The organism is Fontivita pretiosa, assembly GCF_050410795.1.
GTDB lineage: Bacteria > Planctomycetota > Phycisphaerae > Tepidisphaerales > Tepidisphaeraceae > Fontivita > Fontivita pretiosa.
The window spans coordinates 4763341-4783935 of sequence record NZ_CP191258.1 but is presented as its reverse complement, the minus strand read 5'-3'; the positions used below and the strand labels follow the sequence as shown (position 1 = coordinate 4783935).

The 20595-nt window shown below is 64.0% G+C and carries 18 protein-coding genes and 1 tRNA gene; 6 read left to right on the top strand and 13 right to left on the bottom strand.

The window, feature by feature from the left end:
* Positions 1-61: 61 nt before the first annotated feature.
* The 3 genes from ACQS5P_RS19330 to sppA form a co-directional block, all read right to left on the bottom strand.
* On the bottom strand, positions 62-838 hold the full coding sequence (locus ACQS5P_RS19330) for a hypothetical protein (protein WP_428938255.1): 777 nt from the start codon (positions 836-838) through the stop codon (positions 62-64).
* Complete coding sequence (locus ACQS5P_RS19325; RefSeq protein ID WP_428938254.1) at positions 835-1875, bottom strand: hypothetical protein; 1041 nt, start codon at positions 1873-1875, stop codon at positions 835-837. The genes ACQS5P_RS19330 and ACQS5P_RS19325 overlap by 4 nt, the downstream gene beginning before the upstream one ends.
* 66 nt (positions 1876-1941) lie before the next feature.
* Positions 1942-2931: a signal peptide peptidase SppA gene (sppA, locus tag ACQS5P_RS19320; RefSeq protein WP_428938253.1), complete on the bottom strand. Its 990-nt coding sequence runs from the start codon at positions 2929-2931 to the stop codon at positions 1942-1944.
* A 54-nt stretch (positions 2932-2985) separates the two neighbouring features.
* Here sppA and ACQS5P_RS19315 point away from each other — a divergent pair, with 54 nt between their 5' ends.
* The 3 genes from ACQS5P_RS19315 to ACQS5P_RS19305 are packed head-to-tail and all read left to right on the top strand — an operon-like array spanning position 2986 to position 4953.
* Positions 2986-3372, top strand: coding sequence for a metallopeptidase family protein (locus tag ACQS5P_RS19315; RefSeq protein ID WP_428938252.1), 387 nt, complete (start codon positions 2986-2988; stop codon positions 3370-3372).
* A gap of 22 nt (positions 3373-3394) precedes the next feature.
* Complete coding sequence (locus ACQS5P_RS19310; RefSeq protein WP_428938251.1) at positions 3395-4417, top strand: nucleoside recognition domain-containing protein; 1023 nt, start codon at positions 3395-3397, stop codon at positions 4415-4417.
* Positions 4414-4953 (top strand): spore maturation protein, encoded by a 540-nt coding sequence (locus ACQS5P_RS19305; RefSeq protein ID WP_428938250.1) that lies wholly within the window; start codon positions 4414-4416, stop codon positions 4951-4953. The genes ACQS5P_RS19310 and ACQS5P_RS19305 overlap by 4 nt, the downstream gene beginning before the upstream one ends.
* Before the next feature lie 6 nt (positions 4954-4959).
* On the opposite strand, the gene ACQS5P_RS19300 is transcribed toward ACQS5P_RS19305, so the two are convergent.
* On the bottom strand, positions 4960-8628 hold the full coding sequence (locus ACQS5P_RS19300) for a fibronectin type III domain-containing protein (protein ID WP_428938249.1): 3669 nt from the start codon (positions 8626-8628) through the stop codon (positions 4960-4962).
* A 430-nt stretch (positions 8629-9058) separates the two neighbouring features.
* Between ACQS5P_RS19300 and ACQS5P_RS19295 the strand changes: the two genes are divergently transcribed.
* A complete protein-coding gene (locus tag ACQS5P_RS19295; RefSeq protein WP_428938248.1) occupies positions 9059-10093 on the top strand; it encodes a S66 peptidase family protein in 1035 nt (344 codons plus the stop codon).
* Here the strand turns inward: ACQS5P_RS19295 and dacB are convergent.
* The 6 genes from dacB to rpsP all read right to left on the bottom strand — a co-directional run bounded on the left by dacB (position 10090) and on the right by rpsP (position 14793).
* A complete protein-coding gene (dacB, locus tag ACQS5P_RS19290) occupies positions 10090-11658 on the bottom strand; it encodes a D-alanyl-D-alanine carboxypeptidase/D-alanyl-D-alanine endopeptidase (RefSeq protein WP_428938247.1) in 1569 nt (522 codons plus the stop codon). The two genes, ACQS5P_RS19295 and dacB, sit on opposite strands and share 4 nt — an antisense overlap.
* Before the next feature lie 14 nt (positions 11659-11672).
* Positions 11673-12440, bottom strand: coding sequence for a TatD family hydrolase (locus tag ACQS5P_RS19285; RefSeq protein ID WP_428938246.1), 768 nt, complete (start codon positions 12438-12440; stop codon positions 11673-11675).
* Between the two features lie 102 nt (positions 12441-12542).
* Entirely contained in the window at positions 12543-12941 is a 399-nt protein-coding gene (locus ACQS5P_RS19280) for a YraN family protein (protein ID WP_428938245.1), read from the bottom strand.
* 99 nt (positions 12942-13040) lie between these two features.
* The gene (rplS, locus tag ACQS5P_RS19275; protein WP_428938244.1) at positions 13041-13490 is read right to left on the bottom strand and encodes a 50S ribosomal protein L19; all 450 of its coding nucleotides are present in this window, start codon (positions 13488-13490) and stop codon (positions 13041-13043) included.
* 68 nt (positions 13491-13558) lie between these two features.
* On the bottom strand, positions 13559-14293 hold the full coding sequence (trmD, locus tag ACQS5P_RS19270) for a tRNA (guanosine(37)-N1)-methyltransferase TrmD (protein WP_428938243.1): 735 nt from the start codon (positions 14291-14293) through the stop codon (positions 13559-13561).
* A 149-nt stretch (positions 14294-14442) separates the two neighbouring features.
* Complete coding sequence (gene rpsP / locus ACQS5P_RS19265) at positions 14443-14793, bottom strand: 30S ribosomal protein S16 (RefSeq protein WP_428938242.1); 351 nt, start codon at positions 14791-14793, stop codon at positions 14443-14445.
* 194 nt (positions 14794-14987) lie between these two features.
* Here rpsP and ACQS5P_RS19260 point away from each other — a divergent pair.
* Positions 14988-15063: transfer RNA gene (locus tag ACQS5P_RS19260), tRNA-Pro, on the top strand.
* Between the two features lie 19 nt (positions 15064-15082).
* On the opposite strand, the gene ACQS5P_RS19255 is transcribed toward ACQS5P_RS19260, so the two are convergent.
* The 3 genes from ACQS5P_RS19255 to ACQS5P_RS19245 all read right to left on the bottom strand — a co-directional run bounded on the left by ACQS5P_RS19255 (position 15083) and on the right by ACQS5P_RS19245 (position 18264).
* Positions 15083-17122 carry an alpha/beta hydrolase family protein gene (locus ACQS5P_RS19255; RefSeq protein ID WP_428938241.1) on the bottom strand — a complete coding sequence of 680 codons (2040 nt, stop codon included), beginning with the start codon at positions 17120-17122 and terminating at the stop codon, positions 15083-15085.
* Positions 17119-17565 (bottom strand): protein-tyrosine phosphatase family protein, encoded by a 447-nt coding sequence (locus tag ACQS5P_RS19250; RefSeq protein ID WP_428938240.1) that lies wholly within the window; start codon positions 17563-17565, stop codon positions 17119-17121. Before ACQS5P_RS19250 ends, ACQS5P_RS19255 begins: the two co-directional genes overlap by 4 nt.
* Positions 17566-17658: 93 nt before the next feature.
* Positions 17659-18264 carry a GbsR/MarR family transcriptional regulator gene (locus ACQS5P_RS19245; RefSeq protein ID WP_428938239.1) on the bottom strand — a complete coding sequence of 202 codons (606 nt, stop codon included), beginning with the start codon at positions 18262-18264 and terminating at the stop codon, positions 17659-17661.
* A 229-nt stretch (positions 18265-18493) separates the two neighbouring features.
* Between ACQS5P_RS19245 and ACQS5P_RS19240 the strand changes: the two genes are divergently transcribed.
* Entirely contained in the window at positions 18494-20590 is a 2097-nt protein-coding gene (locus ACQS5P_RS19240; protein ID WP_428938238.1) for a beta-galactosidase, read from the top strand.
* The last annotated feature ends 5 nt before the right edge of the window (positions 20591-20595 follow it).

The window sequence follows — 20595 nt, the reverse complement described above, 5'->3', positions numbered from 1 at the left end:
TCGCAACGTCTCCGATCCGTCATTGCTGGCAACGGGCCACTGGCCACCGGTCACAACCTCCTCAAAGCGGCATGCCCGTCTGGCCGATCAGGTACAAAGCGATAATCTCGCCGATGATCACGAGCACGCCCGCGACATACAGGATTCCCGTAGCCGACTGCGTGGAGCGCCGGCGAATGCAGTCGTGGGCCATGAACACGAAGATGATCGGCACCACCAGCCCGACAAGCCAGCGGGTGATGATGTAAAGTCCAAACACGCCAAAGAGCATCTCGACCGGACGAAGCGACTGAAGCAGGAACGTGCCGCCGCCCGAAAGCGCCGCCCGCGCGATCAGTGTCCAGGCCAGCAACGCATTGAGCCGGCGGAATGGGGCCATGGTCATCTCGGCGGCGTTGAGATACGCATGTCCCAGCAGCATGTCCATCACCACCAGCCCCATCGTGGCGCTGGCCAGTGCGCAGGCCGCGACGATCGCCGCCGGGATTGCCTGCGCGGCGCGGGGATCGAGGTTTGAGCGCAACAGCCACTGCCCGAAGACTACAGTCGCGAGAAACCCAAGGGCGGCAAACAGCCGCTGTGTCTTTCGCCACGCGACCTGCACAAAACCAAGCTGTGCAAGAGCCGCCGCGGCGCACAGCCCGAACAGGATCCGTTCGCCGCCAGTTGCCGGCACGTCGCGGCGGAACAGGAAGAACCCCTCCAGTCCAAGCATCGCCAGCGCGATCAGTCCCGCCAGCCGAAGCCAGCGCAATGTGACAGCCCGCGGATTGACCAGGGCTGCCGACAACATTGTCCCGCCGGCAAACAACACGAGAAACGTTTCGGTAGGGATCATTCCTCCCGGCCACTGCTGAAACGCTTGAGCTCGCCCGCGGTGATGCGCAGTGCCTGCCCGCCGGTCTGCCTCGCCAGTTCCACCATTGCAGCGCTCGGATCGGATTCGCCGATGGAAAAGGCGTGTATTCTGGCCTGCGAGCCGCTGCGATGCCGCGCCTCCAGCATCGTTTGCGTCAGGCTCTGGTCAAACTGAAATCCCTTGCCGGTGGCCAGGATGATCACCTGCGGGCTGCATTCCAGCGCCCGGCTCAGCGCCGGCATGACCTGAGTTCGTCCCTGCGCCCAGACCGACTCCAGTTTGCCACGAACCAGCTCGAGCGTCTGGGCGTTGGCGTAGTTGGGGGTGGGTGGAAAGCTGAGGACCGAATCAGCCGAATCATCTTCGCTCCAGAAGACGATCTGGAACCGCCGCCGCCGGCCCAGCGATTCAGCCGACCGCAACACCGCCTGCTTCAGATAATCGAAGTGCTGCGAGGTCGCCTGCCCGCGATCAATCAGGTAAACGACGGTCTGCGCATCGTCGAGGCGAACGCCGCAGAACGAGGCATTGGCGCCGCCGGCAGGATCGGCAGCACCGGCGCGGGCGGCCGGGCGCTGCGCAGGCGAATCCCCGTTTATCGGCGGCTGTACCGCGCCCGCGTTCTGCCGGCCTGCCATCAGCCAGATCGTCACCAACACCCCCAGCAGCATCGCCGCCGCCACCGACATGCCTCCCAGCAACATGTACCGGGCTTCGCGGGAGATCCCACGTCCTGGTGGAGGCCGGCGAAGATGCGAACCGCTCAAGCCGCTGCTGCTGGCCACAACCTGAGCCAGCTCGTCCAAACCAGAGCTGGGCACGGCATCGCTTCGCGGCGGAGACGCGTAAAGCGTGCGCGACGCTTTGGCAGGGACCGCCGTTGCAGGATCGAGTCTTTTCAGTCGGGACGGGACCGTCTGGATCGTGCCGCAGTTGCGGCAGCGACACACGCCGCCAGCAAACGCGTCGTCGATCTCCAGCAGCGACTTGCAGTTTGTACAGGTAAGCCTGATCATCCGCCCGCTTTCCTCATAGCCGCCGTCGCGATGGTGCGTTGTGTGCTCTGCCCTGTGCCCCTGCGCTCATGGCGTCCAGAGATAGTAGAACCCGCGTGGCAGAAACGCCTCGATCTCCGGAAGCTCGATGGTCAATACGCCGGCGCGGGGCACCGGGGTCGATTGATCTGCATAAATCGATCCGCTGTAGCCGTACGGGCGCTTGTACATCACGATCCTGGCGTCCCGCGCCCCGCTGAGCTGCCGTGCCAGTGCAATCGCATCCTCCAGCGATCCGAGCTGGTCCACCAGTCCCATCGCCAGCGCCTGCTGCCCGCTGAACACTCGCCCGTCGGTGGCCAGCTTCACACGCTGCGGGTCGCTGTTGAGCTGCCTGCGGTTGCCCGTGACCACGCCGACGAACCGGCCATGGTATTCGTTGATCATCCCCTGCATCACGGCGCGGGCCGCAGGATCCAGGGGCTTCAGCGGCGAGGCCATATCCTTCAATTCGCCGCTGGTGATTGCTTCGGAGCGGATGCCGAGCTTGGCCATCGTGCCGGAGAAATCAAAGGTATTGAAGATCACCCCGATGCTGCCGACGACGCTGGTGGGCTGGGCGACGATGGCGTCGGCGCCGCATGCCACATAGTATGCGCCGCTGGCGCACACCTCCTGCGTGGACGCAACCACCGGCTTGCCGGTCTGGGCGCGAAACCGCCGGATCATCTCGTACATCGTGTCCGAGCATGTGACCGTCCCGCCGGGAGAATTGATCCGCAGCACAACGGCCTTGACCCTGCCGTCGGCCCGCGCGCGATCGAGCTGCTGGGTAAAGAGGCTGAGCTTGTTCTCGGTGGGCTGGAGAAACCCGCCCCGCCGGGCGTTGATCAGAATGCCTTCGATCTCGATGACGGCGATCTTGGCGCCGCCGCGGCGCGTGCCCGCGGGGCTGACGTCCACCTCCTGAAGTCTGCTGGTGTTGGAGACGGGGGTGATCAGCAGGCTGGGCGTGCCGCAGCCAGCGAGCACCAACAGCAGCACCAGCAGGACCAACGGCGATACCGCGACGCGCATGAGACTCCCTCACGAGCTACAATAGACAGGCACCTGAGCCGCGGATTGTAATAGATGCCCTACCACGTGAGCAAAAGCGAATTCGCCCGACTCGTGCAGCAGGCGTTGTCCGAGCTTCCCCCGCAGTTCGCGCGGTTTCTGGAGGAAGTGCCCGTGGAGATTCGCGACCGTCCAAGCCCAAAGCTGCTCCGCAAGCTGGGCATGGATCAGGACGATCTGCTGCTGGGGCTGTACCAGGGCCCGAGCCTGATGGACCGCAGCGAAATCGAGGGTCGCGGCACCCCGACGCTCAACCACATCCTCATCTTTCAGGAAGATATCGAGCTGGTCAGCGAGAGCGAGCAGGACCTGATCCGCGAGATCCGAACCACCGTGCTGCACGAGCTCGGACACCACTTCGGCATGACCGAACGCGACCTGGATGAGCTGGGCTACGGCTGAGACGCGGTTACAATGCCCGGCCATGCTCAACTACATCTGGGCGGGGCTGATCATCTTCAGCCTGATCTTCGCGCTGAACGGCGATGTTGGCGATCTGATTCACGATACCTACCGCAACGGCGTGCCGCTGCCGGCGGTGCTGCGTATCAAAGCCGCCGATCCGGCTGCTGCGCAGACGGATGTGCAGGTCGTGATCGACCCGGCGATCTACGCGCAGCACTTCAAGACCGACGCCACGCCCTCCGCCAGCTATCCGGGCACGATGCTTCGCGCCGACGGCAAGATCGAGATCCGCTTTGCCGCCGACCTGCCGCTTCCCCAGCCGCTGGCGACCATTCGCGACCAGACCGGCGGCGAGCAGCGCGTCCTGCGCGCCGTCGCACACCTTCAGCCGGCCCATTCCGCCGCCCCATCAGAGCTGCCGGTCATGCTCGTGTTTGACCCGGTGCGATTTGTCAGGCTGCGGGGCATTTGCCAGGCCGCCTTCGACTTCGCGAAAACCGCCGTCACCATCGCCATCGGCCTGATCGGCACGCTGGCGCTTTGGCTGGGGCTGATGCGCATCGCCGAAGCGTCCGGGCTGGTTGAAATCTTCGTCAGGCTGGTGCATCCGCTGCTTCGTCCGTTGTTTCCGCAGATCCCCCGCGGGCATCCGGCCCTGGGCATGATCGCGATGAACCTCGCCGCCAACGTGCTCGGTCTGGGTAATGCCGCCACTCCCTTCGGCATCAAGGCGATGCAGGAGCTTCAGAAGCTCAACCGCAGCGACGACACCGCCACCGATCCGATGGTGATGCTGCTGGCGATCAACACCGCCGGCGTGCAGCTTGTGCCGCCGGCGCTGCTCGTGGCCGTCGTAGGCATCACCGTCACCGAGCTTTTCGTGCCGATTGTGCTGGTTACCGGCGGGGCGCTGATCGTCGCGATCATCGCCTGCAAACTCTTCCAACGCCTGCCGTGGTATCGCAGGACCAACCCCGACCTGATGCTGACCGACCGGCCAACAGAATCACACAAACCTGCTGCCCAGGGAACCGACGCATGAGCTTCCGCGAGATTGCAGAACTGATCGGATTGTTCGCATTGCCGGCGATGATTGTGGGCTTTCCACTGTACGGCCTGCTGCGCCGTGTGCCGGTATACGAGCGTTTCGTCGAAGGTGCGCGAGAGGGTTTCGACGTGGCCGTGCGGATCATCCCCTATCTGGTGGCGATCCTGTTCGCGGTGGCGATGTTCCGCGCCTCAGGCGCCATGGAGTGGTTCCAAAACGCGCTTCGCACGCCCCTGAGCTGGATCGGCGTGCCGGCTGAACTGGTCCCGATGGCGATCGTCCGACCGCTTACCGGCAGCGGCTCGCTGGCCGTCCTGAGCGACATGGTCAGGCAGTATGGCCCCGCATCCGAGCTGACCCGCATGGCGGCGACGATCTACGGCGCCAGCGAGACCACCTTTTACGTCATTGCCGTCTACTTTGGTGCCGTCAACATTCGCAAGACCCGCCACGCCGTTCCCGTCGGTCTGATCGCCGACTTTGCCGGCGTGCTGCTGGCGGTGCTGATCATCCGCATGATGTTCGGCTGATCGCCGTCACGACAGCAGCGGAAGGTCGCGCTGGTCATCGTCCTCCGCCAGCGGCTGGAGACTGAACACCCGCCGGGGTGCCGCCGCAGGCGCCACGTTGGCGATCTCGGCACTGGCCGCCGCGTTGTTCGGACTGATCTTGAACAGGTTGGTCCTGGCCAGCGTGATCGTGACCGTCTCCGTCGGCTCGTCCTCGGCGTCGCGGATCGGGATGACGAAGATCTCCACACCGGTTCGCCCGGCGGGGATCGTCGCGGTGGTTTGCAGCGTCTGGTAATCCACCCCGTTGCGCGCCGTGCCGCCGAGCACAAACGGCACTTCCAGCGGCACGCTGCGATCGCCACCCTGCCGGCGGAACACGAACCCGATCACATCGCCGTCTTCCGATCCCACCGGATCGCTGGCAAAGACACCGACCTTCAACATCGGCGGCGGAGTCACCGCGATCACGCGCGTCGGCAGAGACTGCGCCTGCTGCGACACCGCACGCACCCGGTAGTAATAACGCTGACCGGCCACCAGCCCTTCGTCGATGTAGCCGTTGCTGTCTTCGGGCAGTTGCGCGATCACATGGAATGGCCCGTGGATACTCTCGGCCCGCTCGACGTGATAGCCGGTCTCGTCGATCGCGTTGTCCTGCCACCACAGCCGCGCGGCGTTGCCGTTGATCGCCCGGGCCTTGAACGCCGAGGGCGTGGCCGGAAGCTGCACGAACTGCGGCAACGTCGTCGCCCGCGCCGTGTTCCCGAAGCTCGATACCGCGGTGCCCGCCACCGCACGCACCCGGTAGTAGTACGTCGCCGATTCCATCAGACCCGAATCCAGATACCGCGTGGTATTGGCCGGCGGCTGGGCGATGGCGACGAACTCGCCGCGGCGGCCGTCCCGACGCTCGATCACGAACCCCGTCTCCACCGCCGAGTTGTCCAGCCATGTCACCAGGATCTGATGCGACGAGATCGGCAGCGCTTCGACTCGTGTGGGCCCCACCAGTGCCCTGCGCAGGTTGGAGGTAGCGATGTTGCTGTACTCCGAGGCGCTGGTGGCATTCAGGCCGCGCACGCGATAGTCGTACAGCAGCTCCGGATCCACCGTGGTGTCGGTGTAGGTGTTGACTCCGGCGCCCACAGTGGCGATCTGGGCAAAAAGCCCGTCGGGGTGCAGCCGCCGCTCGATCGCAAACTGCGTCTCATTCGTCGAGTTGTCCTGCCAGCGCAGCACCACGCTTCCGTCATCGCGCGTCGAGGCGCTCAGCCCGGACGGCGCCACGATGAAGTCCGCCGGCTTGGTTGTCGCAGACACGCTGCTGGTCAGGCTCGACGATCGATACGCGTTGATCGCGCGAACCTGGTAGGAATAGGTGCTGTTGGGCTGAAGCCCGGTGTTCTGGTAGGTGGTGGTTCCCGCGTTGACCGTGACCAGCTTCCTGAAGCCCAGCTCGCCGGGCGCCTGCCGCCAGATCTCGAATCCCGTCTCGTTGTCCGAGTTGTCCGACCAGGACAGGTCGATACGACTGGACGACACGGCCGTAGCGCGGAGGTTGCTCGGCATCCGCAGCGCCGCCGACCGCGTCGTCGCCGATGCCAGGTTCGAATCCAGCGAATCGCCCACGTTGTTGAACGCTCGCACACGGAAGTAGTACTTGGTTTCGGGGATCAAGCCGCTCACCGTGTAGCTGCGTACATTGGCGCGGGTGCTGGCCACCTGCTGCCATCGTCCCGAGGCGGTCTGTTTGCGGAAGATGGTGAAGCCGATCTCGTTGGTGGAGTTGTCTCGCCAGTTCAGCTCGATCCGATCGTACGACAACGCCATGGCGACCAGCTCGGAGGGGGGCAGCGGTGCTCGCGGAACCTCCGGGCCTTCGGTGCCGCTTCGCGTGATGGTGCGCTCGACGCTGGCGTCAACATTGTCGTTCTCGCCCGGCGGCCCGCCGTTGTCCAGTGTCGGATCGCCATCGTTGGCCAACCCATCGGGAGTGACCACCACCGGGTTGGTCCGGGCCGAGTAATCCACCGAGTCGGTGCCACTGCCGCCGATGATGGTGTCGGGCCCCAGGCCGCTGACCAGCGTGTCGTTTCCTGCGCCACCGTTGATCTTGCGACCCATTCCGTCGCCGCCGGTATCCAGCACGTCGTTGCCAGCTCCGCCGATCGCTTCCTCAACCGATTCCGTGACCAGGTCGCGTTCGCCGCTGCCGCCGTTGATCGTCGGATTGCCGTCGTCGTGTTCGATGTCGAATCGCAGACGGATGCCGGTGGTCCGCATCGAGTAGTCGGCCACGTCCCATCCGCCGTCGCCCTGAAGGGTATCGGCGCCGTTTTCGTCAGCGCCACCGAGCAGGGTATCGTTTCCGCCGCCGGCCGAGGTGGTGTCGTGGCTGCCATCGCCGGAGTCTCCGATCAGCAGATCGTTGCCGTTGCCGCCGTCGATCCGGTCGTCACCCGCGTCGCCACTGAGCAGATCGAACCCATCGCCGCCGCTGATCTCGTCGTTGCCCGTCCCGCCGTTCAGGTCGTCGGATCCGCTCTCGCCGATGATGGTGTCATTGCCCGGCCCGCCGACACCGATATCGAACCCGTTGACACCACCACGTCCGACGCCCTCGTTGGGACCGCAGTTGAGCAGGTCGTTGGCGGACCCGCCGCGGAGCGTATCCACCCCATCCCCGCCCAGCAGCGTGTAGGCGCGGGTCTTGATGCTCACGTCAAACAAGTCGGTCGAGGGGCTGCCCCAGAACTGCTCGAAGTTGTCGTTGTTCAAAAGGTCGAATCGACCCAGAATCGTCGTATAGGAGAAGACCGGCCGGCCAAGCAGCGGATCGACCGGCAGGCCGGCGATGAACTCCGCCAGCCCGGCGAACAGGTTGTCGTGCTCGTCCACGACAAAGACGTTGTCCTGCTCGGTCACCTCGCCGAAGCCGCGATAGGGATAGTTGCTCGCCGTCAACGGCTCGGTCGGATCGTAGTCGGGGTTGATCGCGGCGTTGTAATTCGGGTTGAACCCTCCGCCATTGGCGAAGAAGCGCACGTCGACTCCGTCGCCGCCTTTGTCCTGGTAGCTGAGCACATCGATTCCGTCGCCGCCGTCCATGATGTCGGCGCCCTCGCCGCCGATGATCGTGTCGTTGCCGGCCTGGCCGATGATGATGTCCCCGAGGTTGTCCGGATCGGGGCTGCCCTCGCCCAGCAGCAGGTCATTGCCCGCGCCACCGAGAATCGTGTCATCAGCGGCGGGAACCTGATCCCGCTGAGGCCGCCCGTTGCCGCCGTAAATCGTGTCGGTCCCGGAGCCGCCAACGATGTAATCGGCGCCGTCTCCGCCCGAAATCGATGTATTTCCGCTGCCGGCGAAGATCGTGTCGTCGCCGATGCTGCCGGTGATGGTGGTCGGGAACGTGACCGCCGACGTGACCGTGATCTTATCGCCGGGATGGTTGTTGTCCCCACCTGCGCGGCTGTTGATCACCAGCCGTCGCACGCTGCCGGTTGGGTAGGTGAAGTGCAGGTTTTCGCCCATGATGTCCACGCGCACGGTGCCGCCGGTGGCATCGACGAAATACTCCTCTCCCAGCACGACGCTGGTCAGTGTCAGCGTCCCGTTGATCAGCGTCGAGGACAGCAGCGTTCGCCGCTCAAGGCTGTCGATCCTGACTACCGACTTTTTCGGCTTGGACATCGGTGCAAACTCCTCTGCTGTCAAATCCGCAACACCACGGCCCCGCAGTGAAATACCCCGGCAACCAGAACGCAGCACAACACACCCCGGAGCACACCAAGCTGCCTGCGGCAACCCCGTGCCGATTCACAGCCCTGTGCCGGAAAACGCGGGACATCGTGCGTCCGCGGCTGCTGATTGTCTGCCGCCGCTAAACCTGACAAAAACGGATTTTAATGGACGGGGCCGATCTATGCGCTGCCCTTGCGCCCCTCGCGCCAGGCACTTGAACATCCCCGCCCGATTTGACAGCCGATTTTATCCGAACATCATGGGCACTGTCACGGAATTTGAGCCTGAAATCCGGGGCAGATCGCGCGATTCATCGACGACCCGGCGGTTGCGGGGCCGGATTGAAACGCAACTTTTTCTGCGTCCGATTGCACAGAATATGAAATCCTCGATCCACGTCGGCGTCGTCGCCCCCTGCTCGCCTGTCGGACAGATCGAGCTCGATTTCGGGATGGAATTCCTCCGCCAGTTCGCAGACTTCGTCGTTCACCTGCATCCCCAGTGTGCGCAGCAGCACTTCATCTGGGCCGGTACCGATCAGGATCGAGCGGCGGCCTTCTGGCAATACGCCAATGATCCGGACATCGACGTGATCTGGTCGGCGCGCGGCGGATACGGCGCCACCCGCATCCTCCCGCTGCTGGAACAACTCACCCAGACCCACTCCCCGCCGCCGCCCAAGCTGCTGGTCGGCTATTCCGACGTCACCGTGCTGCATGAGTTTGTCCGCCGCCGCTGGCGATGGCATACACTGCACGCGCCGATGCTGGCGTCCAACCTGCGCGCGCTCAAACCCGAGGAGTGGCACGCCATTCTCGGCCTGGTCCGCCGCCAGCGACCGCCCATCCCCTGGGATTCAACACAACTGCGTTTCCTCACCAGCCCCCCGCCGCAGCCAATTCGCGGCGAGCTGATCGGCGGGAACCTCTCGCTGTGGACCGCGCTGGCCGGAACACCCTGGCAACCCGACGCGCACGGCAAACTCCTGTTCTTCGAGGATCTGTCCGAACGTCCCTACCGCATCGATCGCATGGTGACGCAGATCGCGCAGGCCAGAATGCTCGATGGTGTGGCGGGCATCATCCTCGGCGACTTCACCGACTGCCAGGATGAAAACGTCACCGTGCTCGCCCTGCCACCGGATCAGGCCGCACGCGCGCGCCTCCAGGCCGACTGGTCCGCCGGGCTGCGGGTTCCGCTGCGACCAGTCTATTCGCCCGATGAAGCCCTGAAGCAGATTTTCGGCACAGTCGGATCAAAGTTGGGTATCCCGGTAGCCGCTGGATTGCCCGTCGGTCACGGGCCGAACTTTTCCCCTCTGCCACTGGGCGCGCAATACGAGCTCACGCCAAATGGGCAGTTGCGCCTGCTCGAATGGTCGTACCTGACCGCGTGCGGCAATCACCTGCATTAAGGGCCGGCGCGGCTCGCGGCGGCGATCGCAGGTTGAGTCGTCGGTTGCGTCGCCGCGGGTCGATAGTTCAGCTTCGGGTAGCTCAGCAGCAGCCGGCAGGCTTCGTCCTGCACGTGCTCGTATGGACGGACCGAACCCGGAATCTGGTTGTAGATGAACGAGAAGACCAGCCACTTGTCCGGCTGGCTTGTTTGCGCATAGCCGCTCAACGCCCGCACACCACCGATGTAGCCGGTCTTGGCATGCACGCGATCCGGCACATCCTTGAAGCGGCTGGCGATCGTGCCGTCGCGACCGCCTACCCCAAGACTGTCGAAGAACGCCTGCCGCCTCGGATGTTCCCACATCCTCAGCAGAACTTCGCTGATCAGCCTCGCCGTCACACGGTTCTGCCGGCTCAGCCCCGAACCGTCGGCGACGACAAGCTGGCTGTCATCGATCCCGCAGCGCGCCAGAAACGCCCGGATCGCCTGCTCTGCGCTTTTCCACGACCCGGGCGCATCGATCCCTCGCTGCCGGTCATACTCCCGACCCAGCAGCTTGCAGATTCCCTCGGCCAGCAGGTTCTGGCTGTTCTTGTTGATGCGGGGCAGGATTTCCGCCAGTGTCGTTTCATGCAATGCCACGATCTTCTGGGCCGGGGGGACCAGTGCACCGCCGAGCGGTTGCTCGGCCCGCACGGTCGGCCCGTCGATTGCGATTCCCGCCGACTCCAGATGCGTCCGCAGCGCGTCGGCGAAAAACGCGCCCGGATCGGTCACCGGCTTGCTCTTCAGCTCCGTCTTCTTCGTGCAGGTGCCTGTGATCGTGTAGACATTGGCATCCGGCTGGCGCTGACAGTCGGGAGCATCGGCGCCCGATTCGCTGCCTGATCCCGTGATGCATTTGTTGATGATCGTCACGCCCTTCGTTGGCGGCACCACTTCATACCGCACCGGCTTGCCCGGTTCGGTCGGCCAGATCGTGATGTCAATACAATTGTCGTTGAAGTTCAGGCCGGAAATCGGCGCGGCATACCAGTGGACCAGGTCGGCGCGATTCCAGCTCGGATGGATCTGTTGAGCATCCAGCGCGCCATCGTAGTAGTAAAGCTTGCCACCGATCCGCTCGACGCCGCGATCCTTCAGCGCCCTGGCCCACTCCTGAAGGACCGTGACGGTCGTGCCGCCACGCTTGCGGGCGATCGTCGGATCCCCCACCGCCGGATCTCCCGTGCCGATCAGCCACAGGTCCTGGCCGTCCATCGCCAGATAGGTCGCAAACGACTGCTGCGGATCCCAGGTATCCAGCGCCGCCGCCGTCACCAGCAGTTTCATGTTGCTGGCCGGCAGCATGGGACGATCGGGCTGATCGGCGTAAAGCTCCCGGCCGCCGGGTAGCTCCAGCACACGCGCCGCAACCACCACCCCGGTCTCATCGAGCTGATGCAGCGTCGCCTTGAGCTTGTGTGCCAGCCGCGCCTGGCGATATGCGGGCGCACATCCGGCCAGCCCCATCATCAGCACCGCGACGCCGACGACTCCGACGCAACGCGCACGTGCCCACCACTGCTGTCTTGCCCGCATAGCCGCCTTCCGTTTTATTCCCGCCACCCGAAGAATCGTCCGACATTGTCGGTTGTGATCTGGTCGATCTGTTCGATGCTCATGCCGCGCACCTGCGCCAGCACCATCGCCGTGTGCATCACCATCGCCGGCTCATTGATCTTCTGCTTGCGCACCGGCTCGGGCGTGAGGTAGGGCGCATCAGTTTCCATGAACAGCCGATCCGCTGGCGTTCGCCGCGCCATCTCCCGAAGCTCGTCCGACTTCTTGAATGTCACCACCCCCGTGAACCCCAGGCAATAGCCGCGCTCCAGAATCCGCTCGCCTTCCTCGAGCGAGCCCGTGAAGCAGTGAAACAACGCCGGCACCGAGGGGTAATCTCGCAGGATTGCCAGGCAGTCGTCGGTGGCCCGGCGATTGTGGATGACGACCGGCCGGGCCAGTTCGGCGGCCAGATCGAGCTGACGCTGGAAGAACTTCCGCTGGCGTGCGCGATCGGCGAAGTCGTAGTGGTAATCCAGCCCCATCTCACCCAGCGCCACCACCATCGGATCGCGCTGCATTTCCCGCAGCTCGTCGATTCTCGATTCTTCAACCTCGTGGCAGTAATTCGGATGGATGCCTATCGCGCAGCGAAGCGCGTCAGGCCGACGACGGCACAACTCGATCGCCGCCGCGTCGTCGTCCGGGTCCGTGCCAATGGTGATCATGCGTGAGACCCCCGCCACGGCCGCGCGCGACATCACCGCCTCGAACTGCTCGAGCAACCGCGGGTCGGTCAAATGACAGTGGGAATCGATCATGTCGAGAAGTGGTCAGCGGCCGCTGGTCAGCGTTCAGTGTCATGGGCGCCACGCTGACCTCTGGCCACTGACCATTGGCCACTACCCACTGATCACCGTGGCTCAAAACGTCGCCTCGAAGGCATCGGGCGTGTGGCGAATGCGCGGCTCGCGTCCCGGCGGCCAGACGATCGCCACCACGTCGAATCTCGCCGGCGGCTGCGGCACGCCGTAGCGGCTCAGGTACAGCTTCGCCGCCTTGGTGATCTGATGTCGCTTGGCGTGATTGACCTGATCTTCAGGGGTCGGATCGTCATTCGTGCGCGTCTTGACCTCGACGAAAACGATCGTCTTGCCGTCTCGCGCCACGATGTCGATCTCACCGGCGCTGCACCGGAAGTTGCGCACCAGGATCTTGTACCCCAGGTTTCGAAGGTGCTTGGCCGCCACGTTCTCACCGCGAGGCCCCAGCACATCCTCGGCCACCTCTGGCTTGAAGATCGATTGAAGCCAGCTCAGCATGAACCGGAAAGATATCGCCAGCAGGATGCGCCGTGCAAGCGGGCGCCGGAGGCTCGCACCCGATGGCCCGGCTCGCCCGCCCGTGCGCGCCAGCGCCCATCAGCCGGCGGCCGCGGCCAGGGCCGGCTGCTCCTTGCCCTTGGCAGGAGCCGGCTCGGTTTCGCCGCCGCCTTGCCCGGGCTGCGCCTCCTCTTTGCGGGCCTTGCGGCTCTCGGTCAAACGAACCGCCTTGCCCACCCGATCACGCAGATAAAAGAGCTTGGCGCGGCGGGTCTGGCCGCTGCGGCGAACCACAATCTTTGAAATGAACGGACTGTGCACCGGAAAGATTCGCTCCACCCCTTCGTTGTTCACGATACGTCGAACCGTGAACGTCTCGTTGATCCCCTGACCCTTTCTCATGATCACGGTCCCGCTGAATACCTGGATTCGTTCCTTGTCGCCTTCCACGATGCGGGTGTGAACGTCCACCGTGTCGCCGACGCGGAACTGCGGCATGTCCTTCTTCAAGTATTCCTTCTCGACGTGTTGGATCAGCTTGTTGGTCATGGCAATCTCCGGTCGGGCACAAACAACGAAAAAGGCAAAATTAACAACCCACGGGCCAGGCTGCAAAGTCACCCGGCCTTTTCCGTCCGTTCCGTCTTCCCCTTCTCCTTCTCCAAGTACGCCTGCCACAAGTCCGGCCGGCGCTGTTGCGTTCGCAGCTTTCGCTGCTCCAGCCGCCACTGGGCAATCGCGGCGTGGTTGCCGCTGAGCAGAATCTCCGGCACGCTCATCCCGCGAAAAACCCGCGGACGCGTGTACTGCGGATACTCCAGCAACCCGTCGGCGAAGGTCTCGTCGGCGGCGCCCTGCTCGGCACCGATCGCACCGGGCAGCAATCGCACCACCGCGTCAATCACCACCATCGCCGCAAGCTCCCCGCCGCTCAATACGTAATCGCCGATGCTCAGTTCCATCGGCTTCAGGCCCTCGATGATCCGCTCATCGAAGCCCTCGTAATGGCCCGCAATCAGTAGCAGCCGCGGGCGGCGCGACAGCTCCTGGGCGATCTGCTGATTGAACAACCGCCCCTGCGGCGTCAGCAGTATCCTCGTCGCCGGACGCGGGTCCTGCTTCTCCACGAACTCGACGGCGTCGAAGACGGTCTGGCACATCATGACCATCCCCGGCCCGCCGCCGAAGGGTTTATCGTCCACCGACTGATGCGCGTCAGTGGCGAAATTGCGGATGTTTGTCAGGTGGTACTCGACCAGTCCTTTTTCCGCCGCCCGCTTGGGGATGCTGGTCCCCAGCACCGGGGCAAACATCTCCGGGAAAAGCGTGAGGATGTCAATCCGAAGGCTCATCGGAATCGATCGGCTGACGCCCCTGCACGCACGGATTTTCCGCGGTTGCCTCCGCCTGGCACGTCCGACGCCGCCCGGATTCGCCCTGGCCAATGCCGACGAAAAACCCACGGCCGCAAGTAAGCCGTGGGCTGGACTGCTTCATCGCGCTATGCGCCCGAAGCCGCCGCCTCGGGCTGCGCGCCGCCTTCGGTCGTCTGCGCCTGTGCCGCCGCCTTGGGCTTGCCGGGCTTGGGCAACCGCAACTGCTTGTGGTCGATCCCGCTCTTTTTCAGCAGCGACGAGACCGTCTCCGAGGGGATCGCACCCTTGTCCAGCCAATACTTACAGCGATCGAGCTTGGCAACAAATTGCCGCGATGGATCCTTGTTCTGCGGATCGTAGTACCCGAGTTCTTCGATAACGCGACCATCACGCGGCGACCGCGAATCGATCGCGTTCAACCGATAGAACGCGGTATGCGACCGCCCCATCCGCTTCAAACGCAGCTTTACTGGCATTCCAAAGTCTCCATCTGGCTCGATTTACTCGAATCGAACAGTATACCTACACAAGCCCGCTTGACAAGGCCACTACTCCCGCCACCACTCGGGCGCGCCGGCCACCGCTGCCCTTGAATCCGCAGTTGGCGCGGCTAAACTTACGCGACTCGGCTTGCAATCGCCACCAACACCCAGGCATCGCGGGCCCGCTACGGGGTGTAGCTCAGCTTGGTTTAGAGCGCTTGGTTCGGGACCAAGAGGTCGCTGGTTCAAATCCAGTCACCCCGATTCGGTTCAGCAGCAGTTTTTAGCCGGCCGACAGCAGCCAGTCGATCAGTTGGCGGGAGTCCTGGCCGAGATGCACGCCGGGGGGTTTGCGGGCCGGGTCAAGTCGGTCGGGGGCGGGCGGGTTGACCAGAAGCGTTTGACCACTGGTACACAAGGGCACAAAGCCCAGGATCCCGCCGTATTTCAGCCCCCCGGGCAGCAGCATCGGATCGTTTTCGTCGGTAATCTGATCAAAATCGAAGTTATCCAAGTCGATGGCGGCCAGGTCGATGGCCTGGCCGGCCAAGGCACGCGCCAGCAGTGCGGCCGCGCCGGCCCGGCCGATGCCGATCAACTGCACCGATTTGCAGTCCTTGATCCCCCGGGCAAAAGCGATCGCCGTCAGAAGATCATGCACCCGGTTGGCGATCACGCTCCGCTCGTAGCCGAGGGTATAGCCCGCGTAGGGCGGGTCCGGTCGGCGGGGCTTTGAGGTCGGCACAACCCCGGCGGGCGGAACGAACGAGCCGGACATGAACGGATCGATCGCCAGGATCGCCCGCCCCGCGTCCAGAAGCCTGCGAACCGCCGGGTCGCTTTCCGTCAGGCTCGCCACGCCCTGGGGATGCGCCCATACGACGACCTGGCCTGTCCACTGCCGCGGCTCCAGCATCTTGAAGGGCACCCGCTGGCCGCTGCCGCGGCGGCCCAGCCACTGCTGCCAGTGTTCCACCTCTGCCGCCGCCGGCATCTGATCGACGACCATTGCCTCCAGGGCCGCGCGTACCGTGGTCCGGTAGGTCTGTGGATCCATGGCAGCGAGCTGCTCGTCACTGAGGCGCGTCATGGTCTTTCGCAGCGTCGCGGCATCGGCAGCGTCGGGTGGCATCGGATGCTGATCGTCAAAGACCGAGAGCTGCCTGGGTTCCAACGGCTTGAAGGGCAGCTCCTTCACCGGCTCAGCCAGCCCCAGCTTCAGGTGTCTGTTAAGGAAGTTGTATTGAAGCTCGCGGCTGTGCAGGTTGTGGTTGTGGGGATAATTGATGTGCCTGCCGAAGATCCGGTCTTCGGCGCCGAAGAGGCGCCAGATGCGTTTCATTTCCGGCAGGCCGCGCGTCTCGAAATCGGCGGTCCAGTCGTTGGCGGCGGCGGCGCCTAAAGGTTTGGGCGCGAACAGGCAGGCCAGCTCGACGTTGTTGGTGCCCACGCGGTACAGCGGCGCGTTCTCGCAGATGCATCCGCCCTGCATGTTCATCGAGATCATCACGATCGGAAACGCCACGTGCGGTCGCGGATCCACCGCGCACAGCGCGATGGTCTGCGTGCCGCCGCTGCTGGAGCCGCTGACCGCGATCCGATCCGGATCGACATCAGGCAGACTCAGCACAAAATCCAGCGAGCGGATGCTGTTCCACGTCTGCAGGCCCATGAAGCTCTGAAGCCGCAGTACCGCCTGCACATCGACGAACCCGGCCTTGTGCTCAATGGCGGTGCTGTCGCAGTAGCCGACCATGTCGTAGTGGAAGACGATGCAGCCCATGCGCGCCAGCATCGCGCAGTTGGCCTGTAGAGGCGTGCGAGCGGCAAGGGGATCGACTTCGGCGCCGCTGGCCAGATCCTTGTTCACGCCGTTGTCGTCGCGCCAGATGAACCGCCCGTTGGGCCAGTGCCCGTATGGCGCCAGCACCGCCGGCAGCCTGCCGCTGCGACCGCTGGGGCGATACAGGTTGCCGGTGACGTAATGTCCCGGCATGCTCGAGAAATACACCTTTTCGATCGTGTATCCGTCGCGTTCGATCCGGCCGTGAATCACTGGGTTCAGCGGGGTTTTGGGCGGCGGCGGCCACAGACCCAGCGCCACCCGCGCCTGGGTTTGCAGGAACTGGGCGCGTCGCTGCCAGGCGGGCAGATCGCTCACGTCCGCCTTGAACTCGTGCGGGTGATCCTTGTTATGAACCTGCACGAAGCGGGAATCGATCGAACCATCGGGCGCAGCAGCGGCCAGCAGCGCGCCACCCAGCAGCAGCACAGCAACACAGGTAGCCAGAATCATCACGGTGTGTCCAGCTTTGAAGTTCACGTCACGCTCCCGACGCGGCCATTGAGCAGGTATTCGGCGAAGACCTGGTTGTAAAGCGCGCCGGGTCTGCGCTGGCGGCAGCGCTCGACGGCGGCCCTGCCCTCCATGCCCAGGTACATCAGGATCAGCCCCGCCATCAGGGCCGAGCGGTTCAAGCCCAATCCGCAGTGCGACAGGACGCGATCGCCGCGACGAACCAGCTCGGCGCCGAGCTTGGCGACGGCGTGCAGGCGATCCAGATCCGGCATCTGTCCATCATGGATCGGCAGGTAGATGTACAGGAACTGGTCGTGCAGCTCCGGCACGCCATGGTCCACGCCGCCCTCCAGATCGATCACCGTGGTGATGCCGCGCTGATGGATTGGCGCCCAGTCCCGGATCGCCGCCGACAGGAACAGACGCCCATCGTCATCCAGTTGCACGATCTCGTCCAGAAAGTCCATGGTCGCTGAGGATACTTCCAGCCCGGGGCGTCGAGCAACGCCACGCCAGCGCTGCGCACCTGCCCGCTGGTTCGGTGGCGACTGTGGCGGCGACTAGAGTGCTCGAAGCAGCACTCGCACGACGCGGTTCAGGCCGTTGCGGGCGTTGGTCACGAACTGCGCGAAGATCTTGTTGGTGACTTCGACGAACTCTTCCATGCTGGCCAGGCGCTGGCGCGTAGCCTGCACCTCGGGGCGGCGGGCGGCGGCTTTGCCCAGGCTCTGCTCGTCAAGCATCCGCTGGCACTGCTTGATCGTTTCCAGGACGGGGTCCATTTCGCGGCGTTTTCGCTCGGCGGCGATGATCGAGAACATCTCCCACACGTCCGAAAGGCTCTCGAAATACTCCCGCCGCTCGCCACGCTTGTGCATGCGACGGATCACACCCCAGTCGCACAACGCCCGCAGGCTCATGCTGGCGTTGCCGCGGCTGATGTTCAGCCGCTGCATCACGTCATCAGTGCACAGCGGCTGGGCGGTGATGTACAGCAGCGCGTGGATCTCGGCCATCGTGCGGTTGATGCCCCAGGTTGCGCCCATTTCTCCCCACCGGCGAATGAAGTTGTCCTGGGCCTCGTGCAGGCGGGCGATGACGGCGCTTTCGTTGGCCGGCTTGGTCCGGGTCGGGCCGGTGCTGGTCAGAGTCGCGGATGGGCTCATGATGAACCTCCCTGTTTTCAATGTGTACTGAAATATTAGAGCTTTCGCGCCCGACAGCAAGGCTTCGGTCTGCGGTGCTGAAAAGCCAGACGATGCGACATCCGCTGCTGAACAATTCTCATCGCACTTTTTCTCAACACTTTTCCATGGATTGTGGTATATATCGCGAACTCACGCTGCAACGGCGGAGGTTATTTACATTAATTTACATCGCTGCGAGGACTCCCGCATGGCGCTGCGAACCTGCGTGATCGGTGTGGTGGGATTTCTGGTTGGGTTGACAAGTCCGCTCCGGGGGGCAATCGACCTGGTCCGTTTCGATTCCCGCAATGTTCTGGAGCAGATCCAGGCACAGGCCGCGCGGGTGGATCTTTCGCAATCGGGGCAGACAACGGCGCTGCGCATGAGCGCGGTGGGAAGCGGCGTGGCCAGGATCACCATCCCCGCCGCGGGCGGAGCGTGGGACCTGTCCGATCGCGAGGCCATCGTGCTGAGCATCCGCAACGTCTCTCCCCGGCGGCTGCTTGTTCAGGCGCGGGCGGAGAATCCCACCGCCGAGTACCGCCAGGACGCCTGCCAGAGCCTGATCGGTCTGGACGCCGACGAGCGTGGCGAGTTGCGAGTCCGGCTCGTTCGCCGCCCCGAGGATCCCGGCTACGACTACTTCAAGCCGTTCTTCATGTACACCCGGGGAATTGCCGTGCGCGAAGGAACGGTCGATCCGGCCCAGATCGCGCGGCTGGTCATCAGCTTCGAGTCCGCTTCAGGCGATGATGTAATTGAAATCCATTCGATCCGCGCCGATGGCCAGGGCGTGCCGGCGCCCGTGCCGTTTTTCCCCTTCGTGGATCAGTTCGGGCAATACAAACACGCCGACTGGCCGGGCAAAATCTACGGCCCCGAGCAGTTCGAGTACTGGAAGAAGCTGGAGGCGGCGGAGCTGGAGCGTGCGGCCAATCCCGGAGACTGGAACGAATTCGGCGGCTACCAGGCCGGGCCGCAACTGCCGGCCAGCGGATTCTTCTATCCGACCAAGTACCAGGGCAAGTGGTGGCTGGTCGATCCCAAAGGTCGGCTGTTCTGGTCGTACGGACCGACGGGCGTGGGCTTCGAGGCCGCTTCGCCCATCACCGATCGCGAACACTGGTTCGAGTGGCTGCCGCAGCCGGGAGGCGAATTCGACTTCTGCTTCGGCCGCGGAAGCAACGCCCGCTTCATGTACTACAGGGACAAGCAGTACGTCACGTTCGATTTCAGCAAGGCCAACCTGTATCGCAAATACGGGCCTGACTGGGCCAACATCGTCCGGGAATTGCAGCACCGGCGACTGCGAAGCTGGGGATTCAATACCATCGGCAACTGGTCGGACACCCAGACCATGCTGATGCGCAAAACGCCGTACGTGGTGGCGATCCACTTCCACCGAATGAACTTCGGGCATCATCACGACGTGTTTGACGGCGAGTTTCAGTCCGAGCTGCGCAGGCGGATGGAGCGCGAGATCGGCACAACCGCCAACGATCCCTGGAACATCGGATACTTCGTGGACAACGAGCTGGACTGGGGAATCGATCCGAACTATCGGGCGCTGGGTTGGCGCGCCGCCCAGGCGCCGCCGGACCAGCCGGCCAAAATCCAGTTCGTCAATGATCTGAAGGCCAAGTACACGACGATCGAGGCGCTGAATCAGGCCTGGCAGAAACAGTTTGCGTCGTGGGATGCGCTGCTGGCCAACCGCGAGCCGATCAGCTCCGCCGACGTGCCGGCCATTCGCGAAGACTACGAAGCCTTCGGCACCAGATTCGCCGAGACCTACTTCCGCATCTGCCGTGAGGAGGTCAAGCGCGTGGCGCCGAAGAATCTGTACCTGGGCGTCCGCTTCCACGGACACAAGGACCCGACGCAGCTTGCGCTGGCGGCCAAATACTGCGATGTCATCTCCTACAACATCTACGACCGCACGCCCACCGGACGGGCCAACCAGTATTTGGGCAAGGTGGACCACCCGATCCTGATCGGCGAGTGGGGTTTCGGCTCGGACTATGTCCAGACCCCCTTCCGCGGCAGACCCGAAGAGGACAAGACCTGGACACCTCAGCAGCGAGTCGATCACCTTCGCAATTACATGGCCGCGGCGATGCGCCATCCGTTGATCATCGGAGCACACTTTTTCCAGATGCGCGACCAGGCACTGACCGGTCGCGGCGACGGCGAGGCGGTGCTGCGAGGGTTCCTCAACGTCGCCGACACCCCAAACTATCTGCTGGTCGAAGCCAACCGCAAAGTGGCCGCCGAACTCTACAAGTCGCGAACGGAGTCACCCTGAGGCCA

Coding starts and splice junctions, on each gene's coding strand:
- ACQS5P_RS19250 (WP_428938240.1), bottom strand. CDS start 17,565: ATGGACTTTCTGGACGAGATCGTGCAACTGGATGACGATGGGCGTCTG.
- ACQS5P_RS19295 (WP_428938248.1), top strand. CDS start 9,059: ATGAAATCCTCGATCCACGTCGGCGTCGTCGCCCCCTGCTCGCCTGTC.
- rplS (WP_428938244.1), bottom strand. CDS start 13,490: ATGACCAACAAGCTGATCCAACACGTCGAGAAGGAATACTTGAAGAAG.
- ACQS5P_RS19330 (WP_428938255.1), bottom strand. CDS start 838: ATGATCCCTACCGAAACGTTTCTCGTGTTGTTTGCCGGCGGGACAATG.
- ACQS5P_RS19280 (WP_428938245.1), bottom strand. CDS start 12,941: ATGCTGAGCTGGCTTCAATCGATCTTCAAGCCAGAGGTGGCCGAGGAT.
- rpsP (WP_428938242.1), bottom strand. CDS start 14,793: ATGCCAGTAAAGCTGCGTTTGAAGCGGATGGGGCGGTCGCATACCGCG.
- ACQS5P_RS19285 (WP_428938246.1), bottom strand. CDS start 12,440: ATGATCGATTCCCACTGTCATTTGACCGACCCGCGGTTGCTCGAGCAG.
- sppA (WP_428938253.1), bottom strand. CDS start 2,931: ATGCGCGTCGCGGTATCGCCGTTGGTCCTGCTGGTGCTGCTGTTGGTG.
- ACQS5P_RS19245 (WP_428938239.1), bottom strand. CDS start 18,264: ATGAGCCCATCCGCGACTCTGACCAGCACCGGCCCGACCCGGACCAAG.
- ACQS5P_RS19315 (WP_428938252.1), top strand. CDS start 2,986: ATGCCCTACCACGTGAGCAAAAGCGAATTCGCCCGACTCGTGCAGCAG.
- ACQS5P_RS19305 (WP_428938250.1), top strand. CDS start 4,414: ATGAGCTTCCGCGAGATTGCAGAACTGATCGGATTGTTCGCATTGCCG.
- dacB (WP_428938247.1), bottom strand. CDS start 11,658: ATGCGGGCAAGACAGCAGTGGTGGGCACGTGCGCGTTGCGTCGGAGTC.
- ACQS5P_RS19300 (WP_428938249.1), bottom strand. CDS start 8,628: ATGTCCAAGCCGAAAAAGTCGGTAGTCAGGATCGACAGCCTTGAGCGG.
- ACQS5P_RS19310 (WP_428938251.1), top strand. CDS start 3,395: ATGCTCAACTACATCTGGGCGGGGCTGATCATCTTCAGCCTGATCTTC.
- ACQS5P_RS19325 (WP_428938254.1), bottom strand. CDS start 1,875: ATGATCAGGCTTACCTGTACAAACTGCAAGTCGCTGCTGGAGATCGAC.
- trmD (WP_428938243.1), bottom strand. CDS start 14,293: ATGAGCCTTCGGATTGACATCCTCACGCTTTTCCCGGAGATGTTTGCC.
- ACQS5P_RS19240 (WP_428938238.1), top strand. CDS start 18,494: ATGGCGCTGCGAACCTGCGTGATCGGTGTGGTGGGATTTCTGGTTGGG.